General features: G+C 55.2%; 27 protein-coding genes and 1 pseudogene. 12 read left to right on the top strand and 16 right to left on the bottom strand.

Annotated elements, in window-relative coordinates; translation table 11 throughout:
• Positions 1 to 63 precede the first annotated feature (63 nt).
• The 11 genes and pseudogenes from flgL to flgB all read right to left on the bottom strand — a co-directional run bounded on the left by flgL (position 64) and on the right by flgB (position 9,920).
• On the bottom strand, positions 64 to 1,017 hold the full coding sequence (flgL, locus tag C3451_RS16650; RefSeq protein WP_023299791.1) for a flagellar hook-associated protein FlgL: 954 nt from the start codon (positions 1,015 to 1,017) through the stop codon (positions 64 to 66).
• A 16-nt stretch (positions 1,018 to 1,033) separates the two neighbouring features.
• Positions 1,034 to 2,674, bottom strand: a complete 1,641-nt coding sequence (gene flgK / locus C3451_RS16645; RefSeq protein ID WP_045622624.1) for a flagellar hook-associated protein FlgK — start codon at positions 2,672 to 2,674, stop codon at positions 1,034 to 1,036.
• 75 nt (positions 2,675 to 2,749) lie between these two features.
• Positions 2,750 to 3,703 carry a flagellar assembly peptidoglycan hydrolase FlgJ gene (gene flgJ, locus C3451_RS16640; RefSeq protein WP_045622626.1) on the bottom strand — a complete coding sequence of 318 codons (954 nt, stop codon included), beginning with the start codon at positions 3,701 to 3,703 and terminating at the stop codon, positions 2,750 to 2,752.
• Entirely contained in the window at positions 3,704 to 4,801 is a 1,098-nt protein-coding gene (locus tag C3451_RS16635) for a flagellar basal body P-ring protein FlgI (protein ID WP_124304347.1), read from the bottom strand.
• Between the two features lie 12 nt (positions 4,802 to 4,813).
• Positions 4,814 to 5,512, bottom strand: coding sequence for a flagellar basal body L-ring protein FlgH (gene flgH, locus C3451_RS16630; protein WP_003857987.1), 699 nt, complete (start codon positions 5,510 to 5,512; stop codon positions 4,814 to 4,816).
• A gap of 57 nt (positions 5,513 to 5,569) precedes the next feature.
• Positions 5,570 to 6,352, bottom strand: a complete 783-nt coding sequence (gene flgG, locus C3451_RS16625) for a flagellar basal-body rod protein FlgG (protein WP_000625853.1) — start codon at positions 6,350 to 6,352, stop codon at positions 5,570 to 5,572.
• An 11-nt stretch (positions 6,353 to 6,363) separates the two neighbouring features.
• Positions 6,364 to 7,119, bottom strand: coding sequence for a flagellar basal body rod protein FlgF (locus C3451_RS16620; protein ID WP_022647727.1), 756 nt, complete (start codon positions 7,117 to 7,119; stop codon positions 6,364 to 6,366).
• A 20-nt stretch (positions 7,120 to 7,139) separates the two neighbouring features.
• A complete protein-coding gene (gene flgE, locus C3451_RS16615) occupies positions 7,140 to 8,348 on the bottom strand; it encodes a flagellar hook protein FlgE (RefSeq protein WP_045622627.1) in 1,209 nt (402 codons plus the stop codon).
• Between the two features lie 26 nt (positions 8,349 to 8,374).
• The gene (gene flgD / locus C3451_RS16610) at positions 8,375 to 9,085 is read right to left on the bottom strand and encodes a flagellar hook assembly protein FlgD (RefSeq protein ID WP_003857994.1); all 711 of its coding nucleotides are present in this window, start codon (positions 9,083 to 9,085) and stop codon (positions 8,375 to 8,377) included.
• A gap of 11 nt (positions 9,086 to 9,096) precedes the next feature.
• Positions 9,097 to 9,500, bottom strand: a pseudogene (gene flgC / locus C3451_RS16605) (flagellar basal body rod protein FlgC).
• A gap of 3 nt (positions 9,501 to 9,503) precedes the next feature.
• Positions 9,504 to 9,920: a flagellar basal body rod protein FlgB gene (gene flgB / locus C3451_RS16600; protein ID WP_045622629.1), complete on the bottom strand. Its 417-nt coding sequence runs from the start codon at positions 9,918 to 9,920 to the stop codon at positions 9,504 to 9,506.
• A gap of 157 nt (positions 9,921 to 10,077) precedes the next feature.
• On the opposite strand from flgB, the gene flgA reads away from it, so the two are divergent.
• From flgA to flgN, 3 genes are all read left to right on the top strand, one after another.
• Complete coding sequence (gene flgA, locus C3451_RS16595) at positions 10,078 to 10,737, top strand: flagellar basal body P-ring formation chaperone FlgA (RefSeq protein WP_045622645.1); 660 nt, start codon at positions 10,078 to 10,080, stop codon at positions 10,735 to 10,737.
• Positions 10,738 to 10,830: 93 nt separating this feature from the next.
• Positions 10,831 to 11,124, top strand: coding sequence for a flagellar biosynthesis anti-sigma factor FlgM (gene flgM / locus C3451_RS16590; RefSeq protein WP_003858002.1), 294 nt, complete (start codon positions 10,831 to 10,833; stop codon positions 11,122 to 11,124).
• A gap of 4 nt (positions 11,125 to 11,128) precedes the next feature.
• Complete coding sequence (gene flgN, locus C3451_RS16585; RefSeq protein ID WP_022647721.1) at positions 11,129 to 11,554, top strand: flagella biosynthesis chaperone FlgN; 426 nt, start codon at positions 11,129 to 11,131, stop codon at positions 11,552 to 11,554.
• A gap of 58 nt (positions 11,555 to 11,612) precedes the next feature.
• Here flgN and murJ read toward each other — a convergent pair whose 3' ends face one another.
• From murJ to rimJ, 4 genes are all read right to left on the bottom strand, one after another.
• Positions 11,613 to 13,148, bottom strand: a complete 1,536-nt coding sequence (gene murJ / locus C3451_RS16580; RefSeq protein WP_023305858.1) for a murein biosynthesis integral membrane protein MurJ — start codon at positions 13,146 to 13,148, stop codon at positions 11,613 to 11,615.
• 129 nt (positions 13,149 to 13,277) lie between these two features.
• Positions 13,278 to 14,201, bottom strand: a complete 924-nt coding sequence (locus C3451_RS16575; RefSeq protein ID WP_023305857.1) for a Gfo/Idh/MocA family oxidoreductase — start codon at positions 14,199 to 14,201, stop codon at positions 13,278 to 13,280.
• 2 nt (positions 14,202 to 14,203) lie between these two features.
• Positions 14,204 to 14,854, bottom strand: coding sequence for a YceH family protein (locus C3451_RS16570; protein ID WP_045307934.1), 651 nt, complete (start codon positions 14,852 to 14,854; stop codon positions 14,204 to 14,206).
• Positions 14,855 to 14,863: 9 nt separating this feature from the next.
• A complete protein-coding gene (rimJ, locus tag C3451_RS16565; protein WP_045622631.1) occupies positions 14,864 to 15,448 on the bottom strand; it encodes a ribosomal protein S5-alanine N-acetyltransferase in 585 nt (194 codons plus the stop codon).
• A 236-nt stretch (positions 15,449 to 15,684) separates the two neighbouring features.
• On the opposite strand from rimJ, the gene mdtH reads away from it, so the two are divergent.
• The 9 genes from mdtH (at position 15,685) to C3451_RS16520 (ending at position 22,369) form a co-directional block, all read left to right on the top strand.
• Positions 15,685 to 16,893 carry a multidrug efflux MFS transporter MdtH gene (gene mdtH, locus C3451_RS16560; protein WP_022647718.1) on the top strand — a complete coding sequence of 403 codons (1,209 nt, stop codon included), beginning with the start codon at positions 15,685 to 15,687 and terminating at the stop codon, positions 16,891 to 16,893.
• A gap of 120 nt (positions 16,894 to 17,013) precedes the next feature.
• The gene (locus C3451_RS16555; RefSeq protein WP_023305855.1) at positions 17,014 to 17,574 is read left to right on the top strand and encodes a lipoprotein; all 561 of its coding nucleotides are present in this window, start codon (positions 17,014 to 17,016) and stop codon (positions 17,572 to 17,574) included.
• Positions 17,575 to 17,702: 128 nt separating this feature from the next.
• Positions 17,703 to 18,749, top strand: a complete 1,047-nt coding sequence (pyrC, locus tag C3451_RS16550; RefSeq protein WP_022647716.1) for a dihydroorotase — start codon at positions 17,703 to 17,705, stop codon at positions 18,747 to 18,749.
• Positions 18,750 to 18,824: 75 nt separating this feature from the next.
• Complete coding sequence (gene dinI / locus C3451_RS16545) at positions 18,825 to 19,070, top strand: DNA damage-inducible protein I (protein WP_022647715.1); 246 nt, start codon at positions 18,825 to 18,827, stop codon at positions 19,068 to 19,070.
• A gap of 274 nt (positions 19,071 to 19,344) precedes the next feature.
• Positions 19,345 to 19,599, top strand: coding sequence for a biofilm formation regulator BssS (bssS, locus tag C3451_RS16540; RefSeq protein ID WP_023299782.1), 255 nt, complete (start codon positions 19,345 to 19,347; stop codon positions 19,597 to 19,599).
• A 114-nt stretch (positions 19,600 to 19,713) separates the two neighbouring features.
• Positions 19,714 to 20,832: an N-methyl-L-tryptophan oxidase gene (gene solA / locus C3451_RS16535; RefSeq protein ID WP_045622633.1), complete on the top strand. Its 1,119-nt coding sequence runs from the start codon at positions 19,714 to 19,716 to the stop codon at positions 20,830 to 20,832.
• 50 nt (positions 20,833 to 20,882) lie between these two features.
• A complete protein-coding gene (locus tag C3451_RS16530) occupies positions 20,883 to 20,996 on the top strand; it encodes a YceO family protein (RefSeq protein ID WP_022647713.1) in 114 nt (37 codons plus the stop codon).
• Positions 20,997 to 21,222: 226 nt separating this feature from the next.
• On the top strand, positions 21,223 to 21,789 hold the full coding sequence (locus tag C3451_RS16525; RefSeq protein WP_022647712.1) for a cytochrome b: 567 nt from the start codon (positions 21,223 to 21,225) through the stop codon (positions 21,787 to 21,789).
• A 1-nt stretch (position 21,790) separates the two neighbouring features.
• Positions 21,791 to 22,369 carry a YceI family protein gene (locus C3451_RS16520; protein WP_022647711.1) on the top strand — a complete coding sequence of 193 codons (579 nt, stop codon included), beginning with the start codon at positions 21,791 to 21,793 and terminating at the stop codon, positions 22,367 to 22,369.
• A gap of 38 nt (positions 22,370 to 22,407) precedes the next feature.
• Here C3451_RS16520 and C3451_RS16515 read toward each other — a convergent pair whose 3' ends face one another.
• Positions 22,408 to 23,457, bottom strand: a complete 1,050-nt coding sequence (locus tag C3451_RS16515) for a rhodanese-related sulfurtransferase (protein WP_045622635.1) — start codon at positions 23,455 to 23,457, stop codon at positions 22,408 to 22,410.
• Positions 23,458 to 23,548 lie beyond the last annotated feature (91 nt).

The raw sequence follows: 23,548 nt of genomic DNA, 5'->3' as shown, positions 1-23,548 counted from the left end.
ACCCGGACGGGTTGGGCAGTCAAAACATGCCCAGTTTCAAGACATGTCAAACAGGTCAGAGTCTTATCTGTTCATCTGGAACAAAGACATACCCTGCATATCGCTAAAGGCTTTATACGAGGCCTGCAACGCCGCCTGCTGCATGGTGTAGGACGAAATCACCGAGTTCCAGTCCACGTCAACCAGGTCGCTCATCTGCTGAGTCTGGCCCAGCGCGCGGTCTTCACCCAGAGAATCCAGCTTGCCCAGCTCGTCCAGCTTGATGCCGAGGTCGGCGCGCACGGTCAACACGTTGTTGAGGGAGTTGCTCAGGCCACGGTTGGCTTTATCAATAGCCGCCGTAAATGCTTCAGCCTTCGTTTCGTCATCGCCAATCGGCTTATTCAGCGCTTCAATTGCGGAATCGAGGATCTTGAACAAATTCGTTTCCGGCGCACTACCATCTGGCTCTGGCTTCGCATTGCTGGTGAAGCTATCGAAAACTTCAGTGCCCGTATGGCTGATTTGCATCGTGCGCGCAGAGTCAACCTGCTGGCTGATTGGCGTTCCGCCACCCTTATAATCACCCGTAGCCTGGTCGAAAGCCGCCGCTTCGGTTTTGTAACCGGAAAAAATATAGCGACCGTTACCGTCCGTGCTGTTAGCCAGGTTCATGAGCTGATCGCGAATACCTTGCAGGTTCGTTGCCAGCGAAGCGCGGTCATCGTCACTTAACGTACCGTTGCCCGCATTGACAATCTTTTCCTGAGCAGCCTGGATAGCGGTTGTCACTTGCGATAACACGTTTTCTTCCAGCGAGACTTTCGTCGTAGCGAAGGAGCGCGCCAGCGCATACTGGCTATTTTGCGTTTGGGCCTGAGAGAGCACAACGGCCTGCGAAGCGGCAATCGGATCGTCAGACGGACGGTTGATACGCTTCCCCGTAGACATCTGCTCGCCGTAGCTGAGCCAGAGACTTTGGGAGTTCGTCACGCCGCGCATGCTTTGCTCATACATCATTTGAGTACTAATACGCATTTTTTATGCCTCAGCCTTAGCGGATATTGATCAATGCATCAAACAGCGTGCTCGCCGTTTGCAGCACCTGCGCATTCGCCAGATAGTACTGCTGATAGCGTTGCAGGTTGCCATACTCTTCATCCAGGTTAACCCCGGAGATTGACTGCTGTTGTTTGGTCAGCTGCGTAACAACGTTAACTTTGGTTTCGCTGCTGGTTTTCAGCGACGCCGTGGTGCTGCCCACCGTACTGACCAGCGCGGCATAAGCATCGTTAAAGGTTTTGTTCCCCCCCACCAGCTTGGCGCTCTGCAAATCCAGCAGCTTTTGGCCATTGGTATTGTCGCTTTCGCCGCTTCCTTTCGCGGAAGCCATCGCCAGTTTGGATTCGTCGCTGATCGCAACGTCCATATTCACGATAACGTCATTCACCGGCTTCACGATAAAGCTGTCTTTATTATTGGCCGAGCCGCTAATGTTGACGTTGAGGCCATCAAACGAAAGATTACCGCTGGTATCCGGCATAGCCGTGAAGCTGGTGTTGTCTGACAGACGCGTGATTGTCCAGTCAGTACCGTTATACTCAACTTTGTAGTTTGTCGCCTGGACCTTGGTACTGTCCGTCATCGTTGCCGTCACGGACGCGCTTCCGGTGTTCTTACCGTTACTCAGCACTGCCGGGGAGCCAAAATCAAACAGCTTGCCGCCTGGGTCCCCGTTGGCATCAAAGCCCGCCTGGTGCTGGGTATTCATGGCATCCGCAAACGCCAGCGCCATCTGGTTAAGCGTATTTCGCGCCTGATCCAGATCCTGAGAACGGAACGTTAACAGCCCCCCAAGCGACCCCGTGGTAATCTGTTTTTCTGAGATCTCCACGTTGCCTGCTGCGGCATCCACATACGCAATCGTTGTACGTGCAGGGTCCGCGCTGGATTTCACCGCAGCCAGCTGGCTGGCGTTGCTGCCCTGTACCAGGGTGTAGCCGTTGGCGATAGAGATGTTGTAGGTGCCGCTGTCCTGTACGGTCACGTCCACACCGACAATTTTGTTCAGCTCACTCACCAGCTGATCGCGCTGATCGAGCAGTTCGTTCGGGGATGCGCCCGCCCCTACGCCAGTCAGCCGGGAAATCTGATCGTTAAGGTTGGCAATCTGCTTCGCATAGTTATTGATCTGATCGACGCTGGTAGAAATCGCCGTATTGACCTGCGCATCCTGATCGCGGAGATATTGATCGTTAGTTTTGAACTGGTTTACCAGACCATCTGCCTTCCCGAGTACCGTCTGGCGTGCAGCCGGATCTTCTGCGTTACTCACCAGCGTTTGCAGGCTTTTAAAGAAATCCTGGAGGTTGGCAGAAAGCGAGTTCGTGGTATCCGACAGCACGTCGTCAATTTTCGACATCTGCTGGTAGCGCGTGGTCAGGCCGCTGCTCTGGTTCTGCGCCGCGCGCAGCTGGTTGGTAATAAACGCATCATATTCACGCTGAACGCCGGAGACATAGACCCCGTTACCCACCCAGCCGCCGCCGGTCAGGGTGCTGTTTGATGCGCCCAGAATGGTAGTCTGGCGGGTATAACCTGCCACGTTGTAGCTTGAAATATTATTACTGACGGTATTGAGTGCCGACTGCGCAGCACTGAGGCCACTCATGGCGCTGTTAATCAAACTGGACATGGGGGTTCCTTTTATACTTTCAGACACGAGTCCTGATGAAGGTTATCGGCAACCTCCACCGGGACTTGAGAACTTTCAGAACAGATTTTCGAGATCTGTGCTATACGCTTTGCTGACCTTCTCTGACATGGATTTCAGCTGCTGGATCATGCTGGTCAGCTTGCGTGCATAGTTTGGATCGGTCGCGTAGCCGGCATTCTGCAATGCCTGAGCGCCCTGCTCTGGCGTGGTGGCCTGGGTCACGGCGGTGTAGCGCGGATTCCGGCTCAACAGCCCGACATAATCCGACAACGCTTCCAGATACGAGCTGTAGACGCGGAATTTGGCTTTCACCTTCACTGCCGCACCGTTCTCATATTCGGTGGTGGTAATTTCCGTGGTCGGCCCCTTCCAGCTGGAGGTGGCCTTCACGCCAAAGATGTTGTAGCTCGGCTCGCCGTTCTCCCTGCGGATCTGACGTTGCCCCCAGCCCGACTCCAGCGCCGCCTGCGCCAGAATCAGATGGTGTGGCACGCCGCTTTCTTCACTGGCAAGACGCGCCGGCAGGGAGAGCTGCGCCAGGAAGTCTTTGCTGTCGCCGGAGAGCGGCTCGTCACGCGTTTCTGCCGGCTTCGGCATCGCCTTACGCACCATCTGGGTCAGCGCCTGATTTTGATAACTGGTCACCTTTTCCAGATCAAACTTCAGCGGCACCTGCGGCGGAGCCTCTTCAGGTGGCAGCCCCTGAGCGGCTGCGGTCTGTTTCACAATCATGTCTGCCAGGCCGAGCCCCTTTCCGGCGGTCATTTGCTGGGCAATCTGCTGATCGTACATGCTGGTGTAAAGCCGTGTGGAATCGCTGCTGAACATGCCATCTTTCGGCAGGGTTTCACGCATGCTTTTCAACATCATCTGCACGAACATGCCTTCCACCTGACGGGCAACCGGGCGGATATTCGCCGCCGGATCATTGCCCGCTTTGGTTTTCAGCTCGTTGAGCGACTGGGCATCCCAGGCGGCACTGGTCAACAGTTTGCTATCGGTCAGCATTTAGATGATTTCCAGTTTAGCGCGCAGGCAGCCTGCACTTTGCATGGATTGCAGAATGGACATCAGATCCATTGGCGTTGCACCCAGCGCGTTCAGGGCACGCACCACGCTGTTCAGGTTGGCGCTGGGGCGCACGCTCTGCAACGATCCGCCGCTCTGTCGTAAATCAATCTGCGTTTGCGGGGTCACTACCGTCTGACCGCCACCAAACGGGGTATCCGGCTGGCTGACGTTGGCCGAGCGGTTAACCGTGACGGAGAGATTGCCCTGAGCCACGGCGCAGCTGTCCAGCGTCACTTCGCGGTTCATCACCACCGATCCGGTACGGGAGTTGATAATGACTTTTGCATCCTGCACCGACACGTTCACTTCCATATTCTGGATATCGGCCAGCATCCGCACCTGGTTGCTGCTACCGGTTGACGTGCGGATCTGCACGGTGCGGGCATCCAGCGCGGTGGCGCTGCCGTAACCCCGGCTGCGGTTGATGGTGTCAGCAATCTGCTGCGCCATCGTGAAGTCTTCGTTATTCAGTTGCAGGTTAATGGTGTTGCCGGTGCCGAACTGGGTCGGCAGCTCACGTTCGATGATCGCGCCGTTGGTAATACGTCCCCCGTTCAGCTGGTTCACCTGCACGCTGCTGCCGCCCGCCGACGCACCTGCCCCGCCAACCAGAATGTTGCCCTGCGCCAGAGCATACACCTGGCTGTCGACGCCTTTCAGCGGCGTCATCAACAACGTACCGCCGCGCAGGCTTTTGGCGTTACCCATCGACGAGACAACCACGTCGATGGTTTGCCCCTGACGCGCAAAGGCCGGATAAGACGCGGTCACCATCACCGCCGCCACGTTTTTCAGCTGCATGTTGGTCCCCGCCGGTACGGTAATACCGAGCTGAGAGAGCATGTTGTTCAGGCTCTGGGTGGTGAACGGCGTCTGGGTCGTCTGGTCACCCGTCCCATCCAGCCCCACCACCAGGCCGTAGCCAATCAGGGAGTTTTCGCGCACGCCCTGCACGCTGGTGAGATCGCGAATGCGATCGGCCTGCGCAACGGTAGCGACCAGCGACAGCGCCACGGCGAAGAGAAATTTATACATAGGTCACCTCGCTTACATCGGCGATAAGTTAAGGAAGAAGCGTTGCAGCCAGCCCATATTTTGCGCTTCGTTGATGTAGCCGTTGCCGACGTACTCAATGCGCGCATCCGCCACCTGTGTGGACGGTACGGTGTTGGTGCCGCTGATAGTGCGAGGGTTAACCACACCGGAGAAGCGAATGAATTCCGTACCCTGGTTAATGGCGATCTGTTTTTCGCCCACCACGTGCAGGTTGCCGTTCACCAGAACCTGGTCAACCGTTACCGTCAGCGTTCCGCTGAAGGTATTGCTGGCGTTCGCGCCACCTTTACCGTTAAAGGTGTTGCCGCCGGAGGCTTCCACATCCGCACGGGCGTTGCCGAACAGCCCTTGCAGATAGCGCGGTACGGTGTCGAAGCCAAAATTGGTTTTGCCGTCGCGGCTGGCGTTCGCCGACGAGCTCTTGCTCGCGCTGACGTTTTCCTGCAACACAATGGTCAGCGTATCGCCGACGTTACGCGGACGACGGTCTTCAAACAGCGGCTGATAACCGTAGTTAATCGGCTGCGCGGTCTGGAAAATAGAGCCGTTCACCACCGGCGCGGGGCCGGGAACGGGTTGGGCGGTAGTCGCACCCTGTACCAATGGTTTAGACGGGATCCAGGCACACCCGCTGAGGGTGACAGCCAGAACAGTCAGGATCGGATAACGAAACGCCGCGTTTTTTTGCATTGCCTTCATCTTCGAAAACAGGGAGCCGGTGCGACGTTTACCGCACCGGGCTACACCTTAGAGTTGCGTCAGTTTTTGCAGCATCTGGTCGGTCGTCGACACTGCTTTACTGTTAATTTCATAGGCGCGCTGGACCTGGATCATATTCACCAGCTCTTCCGCCACGTTAACGTTCGAGGTTTCCACATACCCCTGGTACAGCAGCCCCGCACCGTTCAGGCCGGGGGTACTTTCATTTGGCGTGCCGGAAGACTGCGTTTCGGTGTAGAGGTTCTCACCGATGCTTTCCAGTCCGGTATCGTTCATGAAGGTCGTCAGGTTGAGCTGACCAACCTGGACCGGCGCGGCCTGACCTTGCTGAGTGACACTGACGATACCGTCACGGCCAATGGTGATGCTCAGCGCGTTCGCCGGGATGGTGATCGCAGGCTGAACCTGGAAGCCGCCCGCCGTCACCAGCTGACCATTCTGATCCACCTGGAACGAACCATCGCGGGTATAGGCGGAGGTCCCGTCAGGCAGTTGCACCTGGAAGAAACCCTGACCTTTGATGGCAACGTCTTTGCTGTTGTTGGTCTGGGACAGATTGCCCTGGCTGTGCAGACGCTCGGTAGCGACCGGGCGGACGCCGGTACCAATTTGCAGACCGGACGGCAGCGTGGTTTGCTCAGAAGACTGCGCCCCTGGCTGACGAATCGTTTGATAAAGCAAATCTTCGAAAACCGCACGCTGGCGCTTGAAACCATTGGTGCTGACGTTTGCCAGGTTGTTGGCAATTACATCCATATTGGTTTGCTGTGCGTCCAGACCGGTTTTCGCGATCCATAAAGAACTGATCATAGGGAGTCCTGTTAACTCATAGCCAGAAGTTGGTTAGCCTTGCCTGCGTTTTCATCGACGCTGCTGATGATTTTCATCTGCATTTCGAAGCGGCGGGCGCTGGCGATCATGTCGGTCATGGCTTCGACCGGTTTGACGTTACTGCCTTCCAGCACGCCGGACATCACGCGGATGGTCGGGTCGGCCTGTAACGTGGCGCCACGCGTGGCCTGCGCCGCCTGGGTCAGACGGAACATCCCGTCATCACCACGCTGCACTTCGTTGCCTTCCGCTTTCACCAGCTTCAGACGACCGACAGGCGCAACGGTGTTGGCCGGGTCGCCCGGATTCAATGCCGAGATCGTCCCGTCTGCCGCAATGGTCAACTCTGACCCTTCCGGCACCGTCAGCGGACCGGCTTCGCCCATCACCGGATGCCCCTGAATCGTCAACTGTCCGGTGGCGCTCACCTGAATGTTACCGTTGCGGGTATACCCTTCTGCGCCGTCAGCCGTTTGCACCGCTAGCCAGCCGTCCTGCTGAAGGGCAACGTCCAGCGGACGCGCGGTGTAATCCATCTGGCCTGGCGTCATGTCGGCGCCGGGCGTGGAGGCGGTGACCAGCGTACGCGTGGGCAATGACAGCCCTTCTACCGGCACCGCACGCAGTGCGTTGAGCTGTGCACGAAAACCAGGCGTGGAGGCGTTCGCCAGGTTGCTGGCGGTAACAGCCTGCTGATTGAGCGTCTGGCTTGCAGCCCCCATCGCTGTATATATTGCGTGATCCATTGCGCTTTCCCGTCAGCCGCTTAACGCAGGTTAACCAGCGTGTTGAGGATCTGATCCTGGGTTTTGATGGTCTGCGCGTTGGACTGGTAGTTACGTTGCGCGACAATCATGTTCACCAGCTCTTTACTCAGATCGACGTTGGAGGCTTCAAGCGCGCCGTTGGTCAGCGTGCCGAAGTTACCGGAACCCGCGGTACCCAGCAGGGCAACACCGGAAGACTGCGTGGCAGACCAGACGTTATCCCCTTCGGACTTCAGGCCTTCGTTGTTGGCAAAGTTTGCCAGCACGATCTGGCCCAGCACCTGGGTCTGTTCGTTGGAGTAGTTACCGACAACGGTGCCGTCATCGTTGATCTGGTAGCTCACCAGATCGCCCGGCTTATAACCGTTCTGGCTCGTCGCCACGATGTTGTTCGCACCGGTGTTCTGCTGCATGGAGTTCGCGAAACTCATTTTGAAGGTTGCCGCCGTTGCACCAGTGATCTCCCCGGTCTCGATATCGACTTCCCCACCGCCGGTCAACACACCGCTCTCATTAAAGACCAATGTGGTTGCCAGTTTCGCTGCATCTCCCGCTACGCTGCCGTCCTGTGAATACACCTTCCAGGAGTTAGCTGGAGTAGCGTCTTTGACATAGAACAGGTTCATGTTGTGCGCATTACCCTGGCTGTCAAACACCGTCACGGTGCCTTTCTTGTTGTAAGAGTCAGGGTTGGCCGGGTCGAATGCGACGGTTGGCGCGGTATCGGTGGAGTTCAGGTTGATCTGCTGAGAGGCCGTGGTGGTGGACTTCGCCGCCATCAGCGTCGTTGGGATGGTGATCGCCTGCGGATTCGCACCGGTTTGCACCGTCGGCGGCGTGCCGGCAACCGGATAACCGGTTAACTGTAGCCCCTGCATGTTCACCAGGTTACGGTTTTCATCCAGCTTAAACTGGCCGTTGCGGCTGTAGAACACGGAACCGTTGGCATCCACCATACGGAAGAAACCGTTCTGGCTGATGGCGACATCCAGACCACGACCGGTGTTGGTGGTCGTCCCGTCGGTGAAGTCCTGGGTGATACCCGCAACCTTCACGCCCAGGCCCACTTTAGAGCCTGCAAACATATCTGCAAAAGACGCAGAACCGGATTTAAAACCATAGGTCGCGGAGTTGGCGATGTTGTTGCCAATGACGTCCAGGTTGGTGGCCGCAGCATTCAGGCCGCTGACCGCTTGAGAAAAGGCCATGACTTACTCCTGATAAGTATGAAGGCTTAGATAATCTGCCGAACTTCGTCGAGTGTGGTGGTACCGGAGGTACCCAAATCCAGTTTGTTGCCATCGCTACCTTTGATGACGCCCTGAACCAGGGCAAACTGTAGCGGCTGAGCCACCAGCTGCGTGGTGCCGTTGCTGGCGCTAATCGCAACCTGATACGAGCCGTTAGGCGCTTTAGTGCCGTCGGTCAGGCTGCCATCCCAGGTAAAGGTATGAACGCCCGCTTTAAGCTCGCCAATCTCAATCGTGCGCACCACGTTGCCGCTGGCGTCTTTGATGGTGGCGGTGACTTTGTCGGCCGGTTGCTGCAACTCAACGCCAAACGGCGTCGTGGTGGTGGTGGACGTGCCATCGGTGGTGCTGGTGCCCGCCAGAATCGTGGTCCCCGGGATCATCACCCCGTGACCGATCAGGTTGGCGGCCTGCAAGGACTGGCTGTTATCGATTTGACCGGAGACCGAGCCGAGCGTGGTATTCAGTTTCTCAATGCCGCTGACGGTACTGATCTGCGCAAGCTGCGTGGTCAGTTCGTTATTCTGCATCGGATTGGTCGGGTCCTGATTTTTCAGCTGTGCCACCAGCAGGGTCAGAAAGCTGCTCTGTAAATCGGAGGCATTGCTCCCGGTGAGGGAGCTGGAACCGGTTGCACTACTGGTGCTGTTGACGCCGGTATTTGTCGGGTCATTCACGTTTACGGCGATGGACATGCGTGTCTCCTTTACTGGCCGAGAGTGAGTGTTTTGAGCATCATGCTCTTCACGGTATTAAGCACTTCGACGTTTGCCTGGTAGCTGCGTGACGCGGACATGGAGTTCACCATCTCCTCGACCACATCCACGTTCGGCATTTTCACGTAGCCGCTGGCATCCGCGAGCGGGTTGCCTGGCTCGTAAACCAGCTTGTCGGGCGCCTGGCTCTCAACCACGTCCGCCACTTTCACGCCGCCCGTTGCCGCACCCGGTGCAGCATCAACCTGGAGACGACCTGTTTAGCGCGATACGGTTGTCCGTCAGGGCCGGTCACGCTATCGGCGTTGGCCAGGTTACTGGCTGCCACGTTCAGTCGTTTGGACTGCGCCGTTAATGCCGAACCGGCGATATCAAAAATATTCAGCAAGGCCATTTACTAATTGCCCCCCTGTAGGACGGTCATCATGCCTTTGATTTGCCCGCCGAGTAGCGTCAGGCCTGTCTGGTATTGCAGGCTGTTATCGGCAAACTGTGTGCGCTCCCGGTCCATGTCGACGGTATTGCCGTCAAGCGAGGGCTGATCGGGTACACGATAAAGTAAGTCAGTTGTTGGCGCGGTCATCGCCTGAGCGGGAATATGCCGTGAGGATGTCAGGGCAAGTGAGACACCCGTCCCTTCGGCACGTCCACGCTCCATCACTTTTTTGAGTTCACTGGAAAAATCAATATCGCGCGCCTGATACCCGGGGGTGTCCGCGTTGGCGATATTGGCGGCTAAAATTTCCTGCCGCTGGGCGCGTAAGTTGAGCGCTTCCTGCTGAAAACGTAACGCGGCGTCGAGTTTATCGAGCATGTCTCCTCCGCTGATGAGAAAATTTCAGTTCACAGCTTAAATCTCACCCCGTCTCCCCTATCGACGGAATAAGCGCAAAATGCGTCGCTATTTGTTGCGTTGATGGAAAACCACTGCGGGTAGAATTTGCTTAATTCTGGACATGGTGGAACGTGCGATGCGGACTTTTAAACGTGGCCTTGCGGCGACCCTGCTGCTTTTGAGCCCTCTTGTGCAGGCTGAGGGGTTAGAGAACCAGCTCAATGCATTCTTTGCGCAGAAGCTGGCCGGTTTCAGCGATGACATACGCGTGACCGTACGCACCCCGCCTAACCTTTACCCTTCCTGCGAAGCCCCGTCATTTAGCGTGACCGGCAGCACCCGATTATGGGGCAACGTGAATGTGCTGGCGCGTTGCGCCAACGAAAAACGTTATTTACAGGTTGCGGTTCAGGCGACAGGCAATTATGTTGTCGCCGCCGTTCCCATTCCCCGGGGCAGCCTGCTGCAACCAGACAGCGTAACGCTGAAGCGAGGCCGTCTGGATCAGCTTCCACCGCGGACGATGCTGGATATTAACCAGGCTCAGGAGGCAGTCAGCCTGCGCGATGTCGCTCCTGGACAGGCGATACAGCTCTCTATGCTGCGACAGGCGTGGCGGGTGAAGGCGGGACAACAGGTGATGGTAGTCGCCAATGGCGAAGGCTTTAGTATCAACAGTGAAGGAAAAGCGCTGAATAATGCCGCAGTGGCGCAAAATGCCCGGGTCAGAATGTCCTCAGGCCAGGTGGTCAGCGGCACGGTCGGTCCTGATGGGAATATTCTGATTAACCTGTAATCTTTTTAAAGATTTCGCGGCGACTGCCGATAAATATTCAACAAATGATGATGTCAGGCGCAAACGCCGCGAACCCTCGATGAGGACAACACTATGAGCATTGATCGTACATCAGCCCTGAAGCCGGTTAGCACTGTACAACCTCGCGAAACGAATGAGGCTGCCCCGCAAAAAACGCGTCTGGAAAAAACCTCGACGGCTAACAGCACCAGCGTCACGCTGAGCGATGCGCAGTCGAAGCTGATGCAGCCAGGCAGCAGCGATATCAACATGGAACGAGTTGAAGCGCTGAAAACGGCTATCCGTAACGGCGAACTGAAAATGGATACCAGCAAAATCGCTGATGCGCTGATTCAGGACGCACAGAGTTTCCTCCAGAGTAACTAACCGTATGAGTCGACTGTCAGAAATACTGGATCAGATGACGGTGGTCCTGAACGACCTGAAAACGGTGATGGACGCAGAACAGCACCACCTCTCTTCTGGTCAAATCAACGGCAGCGCGTTGCAACGCATTACTGAAGATAAAAGCTCGCTGCTGGCGACCCTGGATTATCTGGAAAAACAGCGACGCGCTGAGCAAGACACGAAACGCAGCGCCAATGATGAGATCAACGAACGCTGGCAGACCATTACAGAAAAAACCCAGCATCTTCGCGATCTCAACCAGCATAACGGCTGGCTGCTGGAAGGTCAGATTATCCGTAATCAGCAGGCGCTTGAGGTGTTAAAGCCCTATAAAGAGCCGGGGCTGTACGGTGCGGATGGTCAAACGGCCACGGCACGTATCACGGGCGGGAAAAAGATTTCGATTTGACGCACTAGCGGCATGTCATGAAGCGGGGAGCACCTTCTGGTGACTCCCCTTTTGGCGTTTATACCGTGCGGCGGGTAAACTCTTTCACCTTGAAGCCAAGCACCGCCAGCGTGGCAAAGTACACCACCACCCCGACCACCACCACGGCCATCAGACGCATCAGGCGGTAAGGCATGGTGCCCTGCGCCCATTCAGGCATGACATACAACATGCCAACCAGCGCGGCCGCCATCACTACTACCGCGATCGCCAGACGCAGCAGGAAGCTTGCCCAGCCCGGCTGCGGGGTGAAGATATCCTGCTTACGCAGCTGCCAGTACAGCAGCCCGGCGTTGAGACAGGCCGCCAGACCAATCGACAGTGACAGACCCGCGTGTTTCAGCGGACCAATAAACGCCAGGTTCATCAGCTGCGTCATGATCAGCGTCACAATGGCAATCTTAACCGGCGTTTTGATGTCCTGACGTGAATAGAAGCCGGGCGCAAGCACCTTCACGACAATCAGCCCCATCAGCCCCACCGAGTAGGCTACGAGCGCACGCTGGGTCATGGCGGCATCAAAGGCGGTGAATTTTCCATACTGGAACAACGACACCGTCAGCGGTTTCGCCAGGATCCCCAGCGCCACCGCGCTTGGCAGCGCCAGCAGAAAACAGAGACGCAGACCCCAGTCCATCAGGCGGCAGTATTCATCGTGGTTGCCGCTGGCGAAACTTTTCGACAGCGACGGCAGCAGAATAGTCCCCAGCGCCACGCCCAGCACCCCGGATGGAAACTCCATCAGCCGGTCGGCGTAGTACATCCAGGACACCGAGCCCGACACCAGGAAAGAGGCGAAGATGGTATTGATGATGAGCGAGATCTGGCTGACGGACACGCCGAGTATTGCCGGTCCCATCTGTTTGATAACGCGCATTGCGCCCGCATCTTTGAAATTAATGCGCGGCAGAACCAGCATGCCGATCTTTTTCAGGTGCGGGAGCTGGTAAGCAAGCTGTAACACCCCGCCGACGGTCACGGCCCAGGCCAGCGCCAGCACCGGTGGGTTAAAATGCGGCGCGGCGAACAGCGCAAAGCCAATCATGCTGACGTTGAGGAACGTGGGGGCAAAGGCCGGCACGGAGAAGCGGTTCCAGGTATTCAGGATGGCACCCACCAGCGACGCCAGCGAAATCAGCAGAATATAGGGGAAGGTTATCCGCAGCAGTTGCGTCGTCAGGGCAAATTTATCCGCCGTGTCGGCAAAGCCCGGCGCCGTTACCATGATTACCCAGGGCGCTGCCAGCATCCCCAGTACGGTCACGATCGCCAGCGCCAGCGTCAGTAAACCGGAAACGTACGCCACAAAGACGCGGGTGGCATCTTCGCCCTGCTTGCTTTTATATTCCGCGAGGATCGGGACAAATGCCTGTGAGAAAGCCCCTTCGGCAAAAATACGGCGCAGCAGGTTCGGCAGCTTGAACGCAACGAAAAAGGCGTCAGTCGCCATCCCTGCGCCAAAAACCCTTGCCACAATGGCATCGCGCGCAAAGCCAAGCACGCGGGAAAACATGGTCATCGAGCTGACGGCCGCCAGCGATTTTAATAAGTTCATTAACGTGAAGTTCCACAACCCTACGGATTTCCAGGACGGATAAGCGAAAGCGCCACCCGGCAAAGCCAACAAGCGGCGCTTAGTCTAACCGGATTTCAACGAATTACTATCGGCAGATGTTACAGCGAGTTATTCCGACATCGCTTCGCGCCAGAGTCGTTCCACGATGCGCTGCGCCAGAATGGCCTGCTCCCCGGACGTTTCAGGAACCGTCTGATTCTGCACGCAGGTAATGAAGTGACGCGCGCAGCCCACAAAGCCACGCTGCTCCAGGGTGCTCTGCCAGCCGGGAACGGGTAACGCGAGCACGCCATTGCCCTTCTCTTCCCGCCACTCACGCATATCGGTGACGTCATACAGCGCGCCATCCGTAACGGCCTGCACGGACTCGCGCTGGCTGCCCGCCCGACGATGCATGCTGGTCGTCACCTGTAAATGCTCAACGGCAAAATGATGTTCGGCGTAAACCATTTCACCCTGCTCGTTGGTCAGCAGCGTGCCGCTTTGCAGCTGGGCTTTTCCGTTACTCAGCCACAGGGCCGTATCCACGACGTGGAGATAATCATCCAGCAGCGTGAACCGCAGATCGTTCGGCCCCACGCTGTCGGTACGGTGCTTATCCATACGCAGAGAGGCAAACGAGCCGGACTGCGCTTTAAGCTGCTGATAGAGCGGCGCAAAACGGCGGTTGAAGCCGACCATCAGCGTCAGCTTTTTACGCGCGGCCAGCTCAATCAGTCGTTCAGCATCCTGCACATTTTCCGCCAGCGGCTTATCAACGCAGACGTGAACGCCTGCGTTCAGCAACTCGCTCACCACCTGGAAGTGCGTCGCGGTTGAGGTATGCACAAATACCGCATCACATTCACGGGCTAAATCCTGGAGTGAGCCAGCATAAGGGATGCGCCAGGTTTTGCAGATGCGCTCTGCTTTCTCGCGAGTGGGCGACCACGCCCCTTGCAGCGTCCAGTCTGACGCGGCGCCTAAAACGGGCAGCCAGGCTTTTTGCGCAATCCCGCCCAGCCCCACCACTCCAATGCGTAATGTAGTCACGGTTAATCTCCTAGGTGTGCGAGTAAAGCATCCAGACGCTGCTTCAGCCCGGCAACCTCGTCTTCCAGAGCTGCCACGCGCGCAGTCAGGCTGTCGTTTGATGCTGGCGTGTCGGATTCGACGGCAAGCGTAGAGGACTCCACGTCGCCGCTAAACAGGTGCATGTAGCGGCTTTCACGCTTGCCCGGCTCGCGGGCCAGACGCACCACGTAAGGACCGTCCTCGCGTGAGGCTAATCCCTCCAGCGTCTGTTCAACGTCCTGCATATCCTGAAACTCATGCATGCGGGAGGCGCGTGTGCGCAGTTCACCCGGCGTCTGCGCCCCGCGCAGCAGCAGCGTGGTGATAACCGCCACTTCTGCGGCGCTGAGTTTTAAATCGCCAAATTCGGAATTACAAAAGCGCTGTTCATATTTAGTGACGCGATTACCGAAGCCGCTGACGGTGCGCAGGTAGTGGCGCTTCACCAGCTCATCAAGGATATCCTGCACCTCGTACTCGCCAAGGTTCATCACCGGCTCACGGTTCGTCTTTTGGTTGCAGGCCATCGTGACGGCATTCACGGAAAGAGGATACTGCTCCGGCGTCGTAACCTGCTTTTCCAGCAGGCAGCCAATCACGCGCGCTTCGGCGCCATTTAACTGATATTTCATCTTTTCTCCTTAACGACCCGCGGTCCACTCCTGCGCGGTGAGCGCGGTGAGGACATGGTCCCGCCACTCGCCGTCAATCAGCAGATAATCTTTGGCATAGCCCTCTTTCTCAAACCCCAGGCGGGCCAGCAGATCGCCGCTGCGCTTATTGTGCGGCATGTAGTTCGCCATAATGCGATGGATATGTTGCGTGCGCTGCATGTAGCGAATCGCCGCCGTCAGCGCCTCAAACATGAGCCCCTGCCCCTGCCATTTCTGGCCGATGGAATACCCGAGATAGCAGGCGTGAAACGACCCGCGTACTACGTTTGAAAAATTGGCAATGCCAACGATCTCTTTCTCTTCCGGATCGAGAAGCGCGAAATAAAACGCACTTCCCTGTTTGTGAAATTCCGCAATCATACTGAGGCGCGCCTGCCAGCCAGAGGGGTAGCAATGGCTCTCGTCCCGAACGGGTTCCCAGGGTTTTAAAAACTGGCGATTCTCGGCGTAATAATCCGCCAGACGCCAGGCATCACGCTCATGCACCAGACGAACGACCAGCCTGTCCGTCGTCAGACGCACTTTTGGCACATTACTGCGATAGCCAAACATCGATACCACTCCTTCCCGTCGCTTCTGCTCTGCCTGTTAGCTTTACTATACCTGCGCCTGTGCCTTCTGTGAAAACAGTGACATACCATTTTTATCGCTTTTCACATTTTTCGATGAGAACTCTCTATCAAAGCACCTTTTTGATAAAAAAATATTGTCGCCAGCAGGTATGTGAAAAAGCGCGGCGACACCGCAGAATATTAGCGTGCTCACCTTTTATTTTCCCTGGAGGGAAAATGTCCCGCGTATCACAGGCCAGGAGCCTGGGTAAATATTTCCTGCTCGTCGATAACATGCTGGTCGTGCTCGGCTTTTTTGTCGTTTTTCCACTTATATCGATTCGTTTTGTCGATCAAATGGGCTGGGCGGCGCTAATGGTCGGGATCGCGCTGGGCTTACGCCAGTTTGTACAACAGGGTCTTGGCGTGTTTGGCGGGGCAATAGCCGACCGCTTTGGTGCGAAACCGATGATCGTCACCGGCATGCTGTTACGTGCGGCGGGATTCGCCACGATGGCAATCGCTCATGACCCCTGGCTGCTGTGGTTCTCCTGTTTCCTTTCCGGGATTGGCGGCACCCTTTTCGACCCACCGCGTACCGCGCTGGTGGTTAAGCTTATCCGTCCGCAACACCGGGGGCGTTTCTTCTCAATTTTGATGATGCAGGACAGCGCTGGCGCGGTAGTGGGCGCCCTGCTGGGAAGCTGGCTGCTGCAATACGATTTCCGCCTGGTCTGCGCCACCGGCGCGGTGCTGTTTATTCTCTGCGCGCTGTTTAACGGTCTGTTTCTGCCTGCATGGAAGCTGTCGACGGTAAAAGCGCCGGTGCGGGAAGGGCTTGACCGCGTGCTGAGCGATAAACGCTTCGTCACCTATGTTTTAACGTTGACCGGCTACTACATGCTCGCCGTACAGGTCATGCTGATGCTGCCGATTATGGTTAACGATATTGCCGGCACGCCGGCGGCGGTAAAATGGATGTATGCCATTGAGGCCTGCCTTTCTCTGACTCTGCTCTATCCGATTGCCCGGTGGAGCGAGCGCCGTTTCCGGCTTGAGCACCGTCTGATGGCCGGGCTGTTGCTGATGACGCTGAGCATGATGCCCATCGGCCTGGTGAGCTCACTCCAGCAGCTGTTTATGCTGATTTGCACCTTCTATATTGGCTCAATCATTGCCGAGCCGGCCCGTGAAACCCTGAGCGCGTCACTTGCCGACGCCCGGGCCCGTGGCAGCTACATGGGCTTCAGCCGTCTCGGACTGGCGCTTGGCGGCGCGCTGGGTTACACCGGTGGCGGCTGGCTGTTTGATGCCGGAAAAGCGCTCCATCAGCCGGAGCTGCCGTGGGTCATGCTCGGTATGGTCGGCTTTATGACGCTGATTGCCCTCTGGTGGCAGTTCAGTGATAAACGCAGCACCCGCGGGATGCTGGAACCTGGCGCCTGACCTTCTGGGGGAGGATATTTACCTCCCTGCACTATCAGTTTTTTCTGCTGGTTTCTCCAGGATCACCCTGACATACTGGCGTATCAGGACAGATGCGCCGATTTTATGTTGAGGAACACCATGAAAAAGATCGTTATTGCCGCTGCGTTAATTGTCAGTGGGCTGCTGGTGGGATGTAACCAGCTTACGCAGTACACCGTCAGTGAGCAGGAAATTAATCAGGCGCTGGAAAAACATAATAACTTTTCAAAAGATATCGGCGTGCCCGGCCTTGCGGATGCACATATCGTCCTGACGAATCTCGCCAGCCAGATTGGGCGCGAGGAGCCTAACAAAGTCACCCTGTCCGGCGATGCCAGCCTGGACATGACCTCGCTCTTCGGCAATCAGAAAGCGGATATCAAACTGAAGCTCAAGGCGCTGCCGGTCTTTAATAAAGAGAAAGGGGCAATTTTCCTGCAAGAGATGGAAATCGTCGATGCGGTCGTCACGCCGGATAAAATGAAACCGGTGCTGCAAACGCTGATGCCTTATCTCAACCAGTCGTTACAGAACTATTTTAACCAGCAGCCCGCCTACGTTCTGAGCGAAGACAAGAGTAAGGGCGAATCTCTGGCGAAAAAATATGCCAAAGGGATAGAGGTGAAACCGGGTGAAATCATCATTCCTTTCACCGACTAAATACTCCGGGCGCTCAGGCGCCCGTTTTTTTTAACGGAATAGTGTGCAAACGAAAACGTTTCCGCTTATGATTTGTGTCCGGCAAAAACAGCCCTCTTATGACTGATCTCTTTCAAGCCGGAGCTTCCATGACTGTACAATCCCAGGTTCTCAAAATCCGCCGCCCAGACGACTGGCATATCCATCTTCGTGATGGCGACATGCTGAAAACCGTCGTGCCGTATACCAGCGAAATTTATGGCCGTGCGATTGTTATGCCTAACCTGGTTCCGCCAGTCACTACCGTCGAGGCCGCGATTGCCTATCGCCAGCGTATCCTTGACGCCGTTCCGGCCGGACACGATTTTACCCCATTGATGACCTGCTACCTGACGGACTCGCTGGATCCGAATGAAGTTGAGCGCGGGTTTAACGAAGGTGTGTTCACCGCCGCGAAGCTCTACCCGGCGAATGCCACCACCAACTCCAGCCATGGGGTGACCAGTATTGATGCCATCATGCCTGTTCTGGAGCGTATGCAAAAACTGGGCATGCCGCTGCTGGTGCACGGGGAAGTGACCCACGCTGACATTGATATTTTCGATCGCGAAGCACGTTTTATCGAAACGGTCATGGAGCCGCTGCGCCAGCGTCTTCCTGGGCTGAAGGTAGTGTTTGAACACATTACGACCAAAGATGCCGCAGAGTATGTCCGGGATGGAAACGAATTGATTGCCGCCACCATCACCCCGCAGCACCTGATGTTTAACCGTAACCACATGCTGGTGGGTGGCGTTCGTCCACATCTGTATTGTCTGCCGATCCTCAAGCGCAATATCCACCAGCAGGCGCTACGTGAACTGGTCGCCAGCGGCTTCCCGCGCGCGTTCCTCGGCACGGATTCCGCCCCGCATGCCCGTCACCGAAAAGAGGCGAGCTGCGGCTGTGCAGGCTGCTTTAACGCCCCGACCGCCCTGGCAAGTTACGCAACCGTCTTTGACGAGATGAATGCGTTAGGCCATTTCGAAGCCTTCTGCTCCCTTAACGGCCCGCGTTTCTACGGTCTGCCGGTTAATGACACGTTCATTGAGCTGGAGCGCAAAGAAAGCCAGGTTGAAGCGTCGATTGCGCTCACCGACGATACGCTGATCCCCTTCCTGGCCGGTGAAACCGTAAGCTGGACGGTAAAAAGCTAAAAAATTGTCATCCCCCTGTTGTCAAACCGCCAATATAACTGTATAAATAAACAGTATATTACACAGGGGGCATTTATGCGTATTGAAGTCACCATTGCCAAAACCACCGTCCTGCCTGCTGGCGCACTCGACGCTCTGGCGGGTGAGCTATCCCGACGTATTAACAGCACTTTTCCTGAAAACGATGGCGCCATAACGGTACGTTATGCGACAGCAAACCATCTTTCCGTCATTGGCGGCGCGAAAGAAGACAAAGACCGCATCAGCGAAATTTTGCAGGAAACATGGGAAAGCGCCGACGACTGGTTTATCACTGATTAAAATTTGCTCCCTCATTGTGTTTTTTTGCCGGGTCGCCCCGGCTTTTTTTCGTTTCGTCTCCTGAAGGTTCAAAATATTTCAGTATCTTCTTAGAAAATCGTGAACAAGATGACGTTTTATTGTTCGAACAATCCTAAAAAGCAGAAAAATGTGTTGCTACCCGTTTATTTTTTCCTGCGGAACCCTTATTAATTGATATACTGAAAAAGCTTTCAGAAAAACATGCATTGAACCTCAAAGTCGTTGTCTTCTAACACGCATTAAGGGGGTTATAATGGAAAAGAATAATGAAGTCATCCAGACCCATCCACTCGTTGGCTGGGATATCAGCACCGTAGACAGCTACGATGCGCTGATGCTGCGTTTGCACTACCAGACCCCGAATCAGCTAAACCGTGACGAAGCGGAAGTTGGACAGACGCTGTGGCTTACAACAGACGTCGCCCGTCAGTTTATTTCTATTTTGGAAGCAGGCATCGCAAAAATAGAATCTGGCGACTACCAGGAAAATGAGTATAAACGGCATTGACCTTATGCCCCTTTTCCCTCAACAGGCACCCTCGCGGTGCCTTATTTATTTCGCTCTTGTATAAGCCCACATAGTTAATTACTCTGCTAACAAAGCGTTAGTAAAGAGAAGCCTATGAAATACGATTTGATCATTATCGGAAGCGGCTCCGTTGGATCTGCAGCCGGTTATTACGCTACGCAGGCGGGTCTGAATGTGCTGATGATTGACGCCCACCATCCCCCTCATTCTGAAGGAAGCCATCACGGCGATACCCGTCTTATCCGTCACGCTTACGGCGAAGGTGAGCGCTATGTACCGCTGGTGCTTCGGGCTCAGACGCTGTGGGACGAACTGGCGACACGCACCGAGGAGCGCATTTTTGAGCGCACCGGGGTGATTAACCTCGGGCCTTCCAACTCCACGTTTCTGGCGAACGTTGAGGAGAGCGCGAAAGCCTACCGTCTGGACGTTGAGCGTCTGGATGCGAACGACATAATGGCGCGCTGGCCGGAAATTTCTGTCCCTGAAGACTACATTGGATTGTTTGAAGCCAATTCCGGGGTACTGCACAGCGAAACGGCCATTAAGACCTGGATTGATCTCGCCGCCAAAGCGGGCTGCGCACAGTTGTTTAACTGTCCGGTCACGGGTATCACCCACCATGCCGGGGGTTCAACCATCACCACGTCTGAAGGTGAATATACCGCCACGCGCCTGCTGGTGAGTGCGGGAACGTGGGTGACGAAACTGCTGCCGGATCTGCCCATCCAGCCGGTACGCAAAGTCTTCTCCTGGTTCCAGTCTGACGGGCGTTACAGCAGCCAGAACAAATTCCCGGCGTTCACGGGCGAGTTACCTAATGGCGACCAGTACTACGGTTTCCCCTCGGAAAAAGACGCGCTCAAGATTGGCAAACATAACGGCGGACAGGTAATTTCCTCTGCGGAAGAACGCAAGCCGTACGGAGCCTATCCGCAGGATGGTTCCGAAGCCTTCACGTTCCTGCGTAATATTCTGCCGGGCGTAGGCGGGTTGCTTTATGGCGCAGCGTGCACCTATGACAATACGCCAGATGAAGACTTCATCATCGACACCCTGCCTGGGCACGACAACACCCTGATCGTAACCGGGCTCAGCGGTCACGGGTTTAAATTTGCCTCTGTGTTAGGTGAAATCGCCGCCCAGTTTGCTCAGGGGATTGCGCCTTCGTTTGATCTCAAACCCTTCGCGCTCTCGCGCTTTAGCCGATAATACCGCTACAGGCTCCGAATAACCGGAGCCTGATTTGCGAGAGGATCATGATGCGCAGACTGGTGAATTACCTTATCAATAACATCCGCGAGCATTTCATGCTCTACATTGTCCTTTGGTCGCTGCTGGCGATTGTTGACGTCATCTTTATTGTATTCTTCTGAAAACCATCACTGACGTTTATTGACACTCCTTTAAATTTATTTAACTTATAGCTTTTATAAAAAGTCATCTCAAATTTATTGAACGAAGCGATTGAAATACATTGCGGAAACATATTCAAATTCGCTGAAATAAAATAACTAAATAACATTATTCCTTTTTTTCAGTTGCATTATTTAATTAATCCGGCCATTTTTATTGCTCAGTCATTTGAGAACGGAAATTCATATGCAATGGCGTAACTCCTCCAGCCGCTACGGAATAATATCCATGTGTTTACACTGGCTATTTGCACTTGCTGTCTATGCCATGTTTGGTCTCGGCCTCTGGATGGTGACATTAAGCTATTATGACGGTTGGTATCATCAGGCCCCCGAATTGCACAAAAGCATTGGAGTTCTGCTGATGATGGGTCTGGTTTTTCGCGTGATCTGGCGACATCTCTCTCCGCCCCCTCCTGCCCCCAAAAGCCATGGCCGTCTTACCCGCATAAGCGCTGTTGGCGCACATATCGCACTCTATGCCCTGCTGTTCGCCATTCTGATCAGCGGTTATCTCATTTCGACCGCAGACGGCAAACCGATCAGCGTGTTTGGGCTCTTTGACGTCCCTGCCACGCTGGCTGACGCCGGTTCACAGGCTGACACCGCAGGTGTGGTTCATCTGTGGCTGGCATGGAGCGTGGTGATCCTGTCTGTTCTGCATGGCCTTGCGGCCCTGAAACACCACTTTATTGATAAAGACGATACGCTGAAGCGCATGCTTGGCCGTTCGTCAGTTGACTCTGGAGCATAAAATGAAAAAACGCCTGTTGGGTATCGCATTAGGTTCGCTGTTATTTACCACCGGTTCGGCCATTGCCGCCGACTATAAAATTGATAAAGAAGGCCAGCATGCCTTCGTCAATTTCCGTATTCAGCATCTGGGTTACAGCTGGTTATATGGTACGTTCAATGATTTCGATGGCACATTTAGTTTCGACGAGAAAAACCCTGCTGCCGATAAAGTAAACGTCACCATTAATACTAACAGCGTCGACACTAATCACGCCGAGCGTGATAAACATCTGCGCAGCGCTGAATTCCTGAACGTAGGCAAATTCCCGCAAGCTACTTTCGCGTCGACAGAAGTGAAGAAAGACGGTGATAAGCTCGCTATTACCGGTAATCTTACGCTGAACGGCGTAACAAAACCGGTAACACTGGATGCGAAATTAATCGGCCAGGGCGACGATCCGTGGGGCGGAAAACGTGCTGGCTTTGAAGCCGCCGGCAAAATTCATCTGAAAGATTTTAATATCACCACAGATTTAGGACCGGCATCGCAGGATGTAGAGCTGATTATTTCGGTGGAAGGCGTTCAGCAGAAGTCATAAAACAGGCCCGGCAGGCTTTTACGCCGCCGGGCAAAGTTTTACTCCGGGTCCGGAATACCCAGTTTGGTATTCAGTCGGCCCCGGGATTTATTAAAGATCTTATTCCCGTTCTCGCGCCCGGCACGGCGACGACGTTGCTCTTCTTCAGGCAGGATACTCTCTTCACTGCACAGCTCGCTACAGCAGCCATTAAACTTCTCGGCACATGCAGTACACTGAATAAACAGAAGATGACAACCGTCGTTTTTGCAGTTGGTATGCGTGTCGCACGGCGTACCGCACTGGTGGCAGTGAGCGATTACGTCCTCTGAAATTCGCTCGCCCATACGCTCATCAAACACAAAGTTTTTACCGATAAAACGCACCGGTAACCCCTGCTCGCGGGCGCGGCGGGCATATTCAATGATCCCACCCTCAATATGCCAGACTTTATTAAAACCGTTGTGTTTCATCCAGGCACTGGCTTTTTCGCAGCGGATCCCCCCGGTGCAATACATAACGATCTTTTTGTCTTTATGCTCCTGCATCATCTCAACCGCTTTCGGCAGCTGTTCACGGAAAGTGTCGGCAGGAATTTCCATCGCATTCTCGAAGTGGCCCACTTCATATTCGTAGTGGTTACGCATATCGATGAACACTGCATCCGGATCGTCGAGCATCGCGTTCACTTCAGCGGCCTTGAGGTACTCCCCCACATTCGCGGCATTGAAGCTCGGATCGTCGATGCCATCCGCCACAATACGCTCACGCACCTTCATGCGCAGCACCCAGAACGATTTGCCGTCATCATCCAGCGCAATGTTCAGGCGTAAGCCGTTAAGCGCCGGATCAAAACCATAAAGGAGATCGCGGAAGGCGCTGACTTTGCTTTCCGGCACGCTGATCTGCGCGTTAATACCCTCACGCGCCAGATAGACGCGACCAAACACGTTCAGGGCGGTGAAAGCCTGGTAAAGCGCATCGCGGGTCGCCTGTGGATCGTTGATGGTAAAATATTTATAGAAAGAGATCGTTGTGCGCGGTTCGGTTTCGGCCAACATACGCGCTTTCAACATCTCATTCGAAACGCGGTTGTGTAACACTGGCATGGTGTACAAGTCCTGCAATCGTTGAGAAATAAAAATCGGTCGGCATGATATAGCAAACAAAGACAATTTACATCCACACAATTTACGCTAC

The organism is Enterobacter sp. 301B (assembly GCF_003850715.1).
GTDB lineage: Bacteria > Pseudomonadota > Gammaproteobacteria > Enterobacterales > Enterobacteriaceae > Enterobacter > Enterobacter intestinihominis.
This window is presented reverse-complemented; position numbering and strand designations above follow the sequence as displayed.

Coding starts and splice junctions, on each gene's coding strand:
- flgL (WP_023299791.1), bottom strand. CDS start 1,017: ATGCGTATTAGTACTCAAATGATGTATGAGCAAAGCATGCGCGGCGTG.
- flgK (WP_045622624.1), bottom strand. CDS start 2,674: ATGTCCAGTTTGATTAACAGCGCCATGAGTGGCCTCAGTGCTGCGCAG.
- flgJ (WP_045622626.1), bottom strand. CDS start 3,703: ATGCTGACCGATAGCAAACTGTTGACCAGTGCCGCCTGGGATGCCCAG.
- C3451_RS16635 (WP_124304347.1), bottom strand. CDS start 4,801: ATGTATAAATTTCTCTTCGCCGTGGCGCTGTCGCTGGTCGCTACCGTT.
- flgH (WP_003857987.1), bottom strand. CDS start 5,512: ATGCAAAAAAACGCGGCGTTTCGTTATCCGATCCTGACTGTTCTGGCT.
- flgG (WP_000625853.1), bottom strand. CDS start 6,352: ATGATCAGTTCTTTATGGATCGCGAAAACCGGTCTGGACGCACAGCAA.
- C3451_RS16620 (WP_022647727.1), bottom strand. CDS start 7,119: ATGGATCACGCAATATATACAGCGATGGGGGCTGCAAGCCAGACGCTC.
- flgE (WP_045622627.1), bottom strand. CDS start 8,348: ATGGCCTTTTCTCAAGCGGTCAGCGGCCTGAATGCTGCGGCCACCAAC.
- flgD (WP_003857994.1), bottom strand. CDS start 9,085: ATGTCCATCGCCGTAAACGTGAATGACCCGACAAATACCGGCGTCAAC.
- flgB (WP_045622629.1), bottom strand. CDS start 9,920: ATGCTCGATAAACTCGACGCCGCGTTACGTTTTCAGCAGGAAGCGCTC.
- flgA (WP_045622645.1), top strand. CDS start 10,078: ATGCGGACTTTTAAACGTGGCCTTGCGGCGACCCTGCTGCTTTTGAGC.
- flgM (WP_003858002.1), top strand. CDS start 10,831: ATGAGCATTGATCGTACATCAGCCCTGAAGCCGGTTAGCACTGTACAA.
- flgN (WP_022647721.1), top strand. CDS start 11,129: ATGAGTCGACTGTCAGAAATACTGGATCAGATGACGGTGGTCCTGAAC.
- murJ (WP_023305858.1), bottom strand. CDS start 13,148: ATGAACTTATTAAAATCGCTGGCGGCCGTCAGCTCGATGACCATGTTT.
- C3451_RS16570 (WP_045307934.1), bottom strand. CDS start 14,854: ATGAAATATCAGTTAAATGGCGCCGAAGCGCGCGTGATTGGCTGCCTG.
- rimJ (WP_045622631.1), bottom strand. CDS start 15,448: ATGTTTGGCTATCGCAGTAATGTGCCAAAAGTGCGTCTGACGACGGAC.
- mdtH (WP_022647718.1), top strand. CDS start 15,685: ATGTCCCGCGTATCACAGGCCAGGAGCCTGGGTAAATATTTCCTGCTC.
- C3451_RS16555 (WP_023305855.1), top strand. CDS start 17,014: ATGAAAAAGATCGTTATTGCCGCTGCGTTAATTGTCAGTGGGCTGCTG.
- pyrC (WP_022647716.1), top strand. CDS start 17,703: ATGACTGTACAATCCCAGGTTCTCAAAATCCGCCGCCCAGACGACTGG.
- dinI (WP_022647715.1), top strand. CDS start 18,825: ATGCGTATTGAAGTCACCATTGCCAAAACCACCGTCCTGCCTGCTGGC.
- bssS (WP_023299782.1), top strand. CDS start 19,345: ATGGAAAAGAATAATGAAGTCATCCAGACCCATCCACTCGTTGGCTGG.
- solA (WP_045622633.1), top strand. CDS start 19,714: ATGAAATACGATTTGATCATTATCGGAAGCGGCTCCGTTGGATCTGCA.
- C3451_RS16530 (WP_022647713.1), top strand. CDS start 20,883: ATGCGCAGACTGGTGAATTACCTTATCAATAACATCCGCGAGCATTTC.
- C3451_RS16525 (WP_022647712.1), top strand. CDS start 21,223: ATGCAATGGCGTAACTCCTCCAGCCGCTACGGAATAATATCCATGTGT.
- C3451_RS16520 (WP_022647711.1), top strand. CDS start 21,791: ATGAAAAAACGCCTGTTGGGTATCGCATTAGGTTCGCTGTTATTTACC.
- C3451_RS16515 (WP_045622635.1), bottom strand. CDS start 23,457: ATGCCAGTGTTACACAACCGCGTTTCGAATGAGATGTTGAAAGCGCGT.